At 66.5% G+C, this 5,965-nt stretch carries 4 protein-coding genes; 3 read left to right on the forward strand and 1 reads right to left on the reverse strand.

The window, feature by feature from the left end:
• Positions 1-276: 276 nt before the first annotated feature.
• Positions 277-2,358: a serine/threonine protein kinase gene (locus AC1RWI_RS37485; RefSeq protein ID WP_492870829.1), complete on the forward strand. Its 2,082-nt coding sequence runs from the start codon at positions 277-279 to the stop codon at positions 2,356-2,358.
• Between the two features lie 18 nt (positions 2,359-2,376).
• On the opposite strand, the gene AC1RWI_RS37490 is transcribed toward AC1RWI_RS37485, so the two are convergent.
• On the reverse strand, positions 2,377-4,371 hold the full coding sequence (locus tag AC1RWI_RS37490) for an SUMF1/EgtB/PvdO family nonheme iron enzyme (protein ID WP_492870830.1): 1,995 nt from the start codon (positions 4,369-4,371) through the stop codon (positions 2,377-2,379).
• A gap of 422 nt (positions 4,372-4,793) precedes the next feature.
• Here AC1RWI_RS37490 and AC1RWI_RS37495 point away from each other — a divergent pair, with 422 nt between their 5' ends.
• Positions 4,794-5,219, forward strand: coding sequence for a DUF4399 domain-containing protein (locus AC1RWI_RS37495; protein ID WP_492870831.1), 426 nt, complete (start codon positions 4,794-4,796; stop codon positions 5,217-5,219).
• Positions 5,220-5,263: 44 nt separating this feature from the next.
• A complete protein-coding gene (locus tag AC1RWI_RS37500) occupies positions 5,264-5,704 on the forward strand; it encodes a DUF4399 domain-containing protein (RefSeq protein WP_043347291.1) in 441 nt (146 codons plus the stop codon).
• The last annotated feature ends 261 nt before the right edge of the window (positions 5,705-5,965 follow it).

Raw genomic sequence — 5,965 nt, forward strand, 5'->3', positions numbered from 1 at the left:
GCCGGAAAAGACGTGCCAGTGGGCGGTTCGGGGTGGCCTGGATCTGATGGGTGGCGGCCAACACAACAACACAGGGTGTTCGCGCATGTGCGACAGGTAGTGGCTCTTGCGGCGCCATCGTGCCGCTGGCGTGGCTTGCCGGCGTTGATGCAAAGCACGAGGGGTTTGCGATTGGCGTGAGTGCGCACTAGTATCCATCGTGGGCAGGTACTCGCTGTAGACGGGCGAGTGGGCGCTCAATGCGCAACTTCGCGCAATCACGTCGTGGCTGCATCGATGCCTAGCATTCCAGACCTGATACGTACCTTCCAAAGCGGTGGTCTGTCGCACGACGAACTGTTGGCCCGCATCGACAGCACCTTGGCCGTGGACCAGGCAAGCGCCACGCAGCTAGCGGACATGCTCAGCGAGGAGAACACCCGCTTCCCGCTGCCGCCTGGCGTTTATGAAGAGGTGTTGCGGCGCATCGAGCGCCGCGGGGCAACCCAGTTCGAGGATGGCGGCGAGGAAACCCGCGTGCAGACTGGCCGCGCCGGCATGGCGTCCGCGCCTTCCTTGCCATCGCAAGCGCCCGCGAGCGATCAGGCGATTGGCGGGGCGGAGCAGACCAAAGGGGTGGGCGATACCTTGAATGGCCGCTTCGTGCTGGAGGAGTGCCTGGGCGTGGGCGGCATGGGGACGGTCTACAAGGCGCTCGACCTGCGCAAGCTCGAGGCCTCGGACCGCAAGCCGTACATCGCCATCAAGGTCCTCAATGTGCAGTTCCGCGGTCATCCGAAATCGCTGATCGCGCTGCAGCGCGAGGCGCGCAAGGCGCAGACGCTGGCGCACCGCAACATCGTGACGGTCTATGACTTCGACCGCGATGGCTCGGTGGTTTACCTGACCATGGAGTACCTGTCGGGCAAGTCGCTCAATCGTGTCTTGCGCGCGCCAGACTTCGCCGGCATGCCTTACGCCAAGGCGCTGCCGATCATCACCGGCATGGGCCGGGCCTTGTCCTATGCGCACGAGCGCGGCTTTGTCCACTGCGACTTCAAGCCCGCCAATGTCTTCCTCACCGATAGCGGCGAAGTGAAGGTGATCGATTTCGGCATCGCGCGCGTTTTCCAGCAACCGGCGGACGACGCGGACCCGACCGTGTTCGACCCCGGCACGCTCGGCGGCATGACCCCCGCCTATGCCAGCCCCGAGATGTTCGAGCATCGCGAGCCGGATCCGCGCGACGACATCTACGCGCTGGCCTGCGTGACCTATGAACTGCTGACTGGAAGGCACCCCTATGAGCGGCTGTCGGCCAACCAGGCGCGCGGCGCCGGCCTCAAGCCACAGCGCCCCAAGGTGCTCAGCCGCGGGCAGTGGCGCGCACTGCGCGCGGCGCTGTCTTTCGATCGCGCGACACGCACGCCTACCGTGGCGCGTTTCCTGGCCGACATGGGCACCGAGCGCCACGGTGGCATGCCAATGGCCAAGCTGGGCGCCGCGTCCGTGGCCGGCGTGCTGCTGGCCGGCGGGCTGGGTTACTACGTGTGGCGCGCGCGCACCACGCAGGAGGGGCAGCAGCCTGCGGCGCAATCCGCGTCAAGCGCGGTGGTATCGGCCCCCCCCCAAGCCGCAGTGACGCCATCCGCCACGCCGGGGGCGCCGCCGTCGGCGCAACCGAGCGAGGAAGCCCGGCGCGAGCGCGCGCTCTCCATGCAGGCCGTGACGCCGGTGCTGGCACGCGCGCCTTGCTCGCTGCTGTCGGCCACCGGGCAGGACCACGCACTTCAGGTGCGTGGCTACGTGGCGGAGCGCTTTGGCATCAAGCGCCTGAAAGAGGAGCTGAGCGCGGTGCCCGGCGTGCAGACGCTGAACCTGGACGTGCAGGCGCTGGGTGATGACAAGTGCGACGTGGTCAAGCTGATCTCGCCTTACTGGTCGGGGCGCCGCAGCGCAACCGCGCTGACCACGATCCGCACCCGGGCGCCCGGCGCGCAACTCACGGAGGGAACGCCACTGATCGTGGATATCACCACGCCGCCTTACGACACCTATGTCTACGTCGACTACTACATGGCCGATGGCAAGGTCGTGCATATGGTGCCAAGCCAGCGCGCCAAGGCCAACCAGGCACCCGCCAGCTACACCGCTGCCGTGGGCAGCCTCGGGGACTGGGTGATCTCGAAGCCGTTCGGCACGGAGCTGATCGTGCTGATCACTACGCCTGCGCCCCTGTTCGACGCGTTGCGCCCCGAGTCGGAGTCCAGGCAGGACTACCTGCGCGCGCTCGACAGGCAGCTGGGCCCGATGGCGGCGAAGCACGGAGAAAGCCACATCGGTGCCGACATGGTGCAGATATCCACCAACCCGCGCTAGCCAGGCAAGGCGCAGCGGCTACTTCAGGTCCCGCACGACGCGAAAGCCGTTTTGCGACTGGCGTACGCTCGCGCTGTACTTGAAGCGGGTGGAGGAGAGCATGTAGCTCGCGCCTTCACGCCATGAGCCGCCACGGATCACGCGCACGCCGCAGCCGGGCTCGTCCCAGGCGCGTCCGTCGGCAGGCGCGTTCTTGTAGGAGATGTGCCAGCAGTCGGCGACCCATTCCCACACGCTGCCGTTCATGTCGTGGAGGCCGTAGCCATTGGCGGCAAAGGAGCCGACGTTGGCGGGCGCGTCGGCATTCCACGGTTCGCCGCAGTCCTTGCAGTTGGCCGTGCCTTTGCGCATCTGGTCGCCCCACCAGTAGAGTGTCGCGGTGCCGCCCCGGGCGGCGTACTCCCACTCGGCTTCGGTTGGCAGGCGGTAGTGCTTGCCGCTGACCTTGCTCAGCCAGGCGACGTACTGCTGGGCATCGTCCCAGCTCACATCGCGCACGGGGGCGTTCCTCGGCGCGTTGGCGACGGTGGCGATGCGCTGGCATGCCCCCGCATCAGCGCAGGCCCCCCATTGTTCCACCGTGACTTCGTACTTGCCGATCGCGAAGGGCTGGCCGATGGTGACGTGATGCGGCGGCTTCTCGGTCGGGTCACCGCCGTTGCTGCCCATGATGAAGCTGCCCGCCGGCAGGCTGTGCAGCACGGGACAGCCCGGGCAGTCCTTGACCTCGACTGGCTTGATCTCGACTATCACGGCGCCGGCCGCGGCAGTTCGTTGCGTGGTGGGTACGCTCGCGGTCGGGGCGGGCGGCGCGGATGCGGCAGGCGCGGTTGGTGACGGCGCGGCGGGCGGCGCCTGCACCTTGCCGGACTGCGCGCGCGCGGGCGGCGGCGTGACGGCGCCTTGCGCGGTGGCTTGCCCGGCTGAGGCGCCTGGCGTGCGAGCACGCTCGGCAGGCGCCCCGGCCTGCGGCCCGGCCGCGCGCAGCCGCTCGATCCTGGCGCGCGCCAGCGGCGCGAAGCGGCCGTTCGGATAGGCCTTAAGGTAGGCCTCGTAGTCACTTGCGAAATTGCTGTTCTTGATGGAGTCCCAGAAGCTGAGCTCGTACTGCTCGTCGCTGTCCTTGGGAAGGATGCCGCGATGCTGCGCAAGGATCGGCGGATCGGCTTGACTTCGTGCGGGCGTGAAGGCTGCGTTGTCGTTGTCCTTTTCGCTGGAGGCCGCAGTGTTTGCCGCGAACCGGAGCGGGGCGGGTAAAGACGATGATATCCACGGTTGCTGCCGCCGCCCGGTATTCTGGCTCACGATTTCACCAGCCCGGAGCAGGGCGGCCTCGGCATCAAGGCCGGGCATGCGCATCGTACGCAGTAAGGCGGCGGTGAACGCACCGTGCCGCGCCCCCTCGGCCGCCACGGCGCCGGGGGCCGTGGCATAGGCGATCAGCGTGTTGGCGGGGGCGGAGGGTGGCTTGACGGCACTGCCGCGATAGGGGTTGTCCAGGCAGCTATCGAGGATTACCACGTTAAGCATGTCCGGCCTTGGCGCCGACATGCTGGCCAGTACGGCGTCAAGCGCGGTGCCCGCGGTGAGCAAGCGGCCAGGTGCACGGCTGCCGGCATCGACGGGAATCATCACCGGGGTGTCCGCGACCTCGATGCCGTGCCCCGCGAAATAGAACAACCCCGTGCCGCCCGCCTGCAGGCGCTGCTGGAATTCGGCAAGGGCGCGCGCCATGCCTTCCCGGTCCAGGTTCTCGCGGAGCGTGACGTCGAAGCCGAGCGCGGCCAAGGTGCGGCGCATTGCCCGGGCGTCATTGGCGGCGTTGGGCAGTGGCTCGTCCACATAGGCGCCGTTGCCGATGACCAGGGCGAGGCGCCTGCCCGGAGCGCTCGCGGGGGCGGCGGCCGGGTGCTTTGTTGCTTGGAGGGGGGGGGTTGGCGTGTCGATGCCGGCTTCGGCGCGCACGGCCGCAGCCAACCCGAGCAGGCACACGACAAGGAATTTTCGCCACATATGCAGGCCTTGTTCGTACGGCGCCGAAGTGCATCGGCGGTCCACGTGCCAACGGCGTGACGCGGCACGCGAGAGCGATGATGCCCGGCCATCACCTGGCCGGCCCGCCTTGTCCTTTGCGCTCACAGGATGCAGCGCTAGCGGCACTGGGCTGGCTCAATCAACCATAGCACAGCGATTGTGAATCCGGAGGTGCTTCGCAACACCGGGTGGCGTAGCAAGCTCACAGCCGCGCGGCGCCTACGCGGCGCAGGGTCTCGCCAAGTATCTTTTTGCCGTTTTCCGTTCTAAGCTGAATGACGAAATTGGATGACGAAATGCAGCGCGCCGGCCTGAAGCCAATCAACGAATCGGCCAAAAGCCGAGTACCAATAGCAAGAATTCACCGCGTTTCGAGACAAGCTGTTCGGGAGGGCTAACGTATGCACAGACGAACCGTGCTAGGCACATTGGCAGCGTCGCTGCTGGCTCCGTTGCCTTCGATCTCGTTGTCCACGACATCCCCACCCAATGCCGAGGTCTACATCATCTGGCCGCCCGACGGCGCCGTGATCGATGGCGGCAAATTCTGGGTGCGCATGGGCCTGCGCAATATGGGGATCGCCCCCAAGGGCGTCGACATGGCCAACGTCGGCCACCACCACCTGTTGATCGACACGGACCTGCCGCCCATAGACAAGGAGATTCCGAATGACCGGAACCACCTGCACTTCGGCGCTGGCGAGACCGAGGCGCGGATCGAGTTGCCGCCGGGCAAGCACACCTTGCAGTTGCTGCTCGGCGACAAGGATCACAAGCCCCACGATCCGCCGATCTACTCCAGGAAGATCACCATCACCGTTCGATAAGGCCCCGGGCCGCCTTGCCGGCGGCACGATACGGGAGACAGTCCATGCGTAAGCTCATTCCGGCTGCTGCGCTCGCCGCCAGCCTGCTTCTGATCGGTGGCATGCCGAGCAGCGCAATCGCGGACGCCACGCCCGCGCCCGCCCATGCCTACCTGTACATCGGCTTTCCCAACAACAACCAGGTCCTGCCGGCGGGCAAGCCGATCAAGGTGTGGTTCGGGCTGCGCGGCATGGGTGTCGCGCCGCGCGGCGTGAAATTTCCAAACAGCGGCCATCATCATCTGCTGATCGATACCGATCTGCCGCCCATGGACAAGGAAATCCCAAACGACCGCAACCATCTGCATTTCGGCGCCGGCGAGACGGAGACCACGATCGAGCTGCCGCCGGGCAAACATACCTTGCAACTGCTGATGGCCGACGACAAGCACATTCCGCACAACCCGCCGATCTACTCCAAGAAGATCACGATCTACGTGAAGTAACGCCGATCGTTCATTCAGGTTCGCGCTTTTTTCGCGGTGCCGCATTACGAGCGCCGTGCGCGCATCGCTGCTGATCTTATTGCGCGCACGGCCAGGCGGCGCTCGCTGCACAACTCCCCCGTGACTTCATTGCAGCGGCCGCGCGCGTCGCACGGGGCGATCGTTTGTCGTCAGCGAGCAAACACATGGTGTCTGTTGTGTTGGCCGCCACCCATCAGATCCAGGCCACCCCGAACCGCCCGCTGGCACGTCTTTTCCGGT

It is taken from the genome of Cupriavidus sp. MPR-AND1C (genome assembly GCF_058809705.1).

Bases quoted from the DNA above. Each gene is read 5' to 3' on its own strand.
- AC1RWI_RS37490 (WP_492870830.1), bottom strand. From the start codon at position 4,371: ATGTGGCGAAAATTCCTTGTCGTGTGCCTGCTCGGGTTGGCTGCGGCC.
- AC1RWI_RS37485 (WP_492870829.1), top strand. From the start codon at position 277: ATGCCTAGCATTCCAGACCTGATACGTACCTTCCAAAGCGGTGGTCTG.
- AC1RWI_RS37495 (WP_492870831.1), top strand. From the start codon at position 4,794: ATGCACAGACGAACCGTGCTAGGCACATTGGCAGCGTCGCTGCTGGCT.
- AC1RWI_RS37500 (WP_043347291.1), top strand. From the start codon at position 5,264: ATGCGTAAGCTCATTCCGGCTGCTGCGCTCGCCGCCAGCCTGCTTCTG.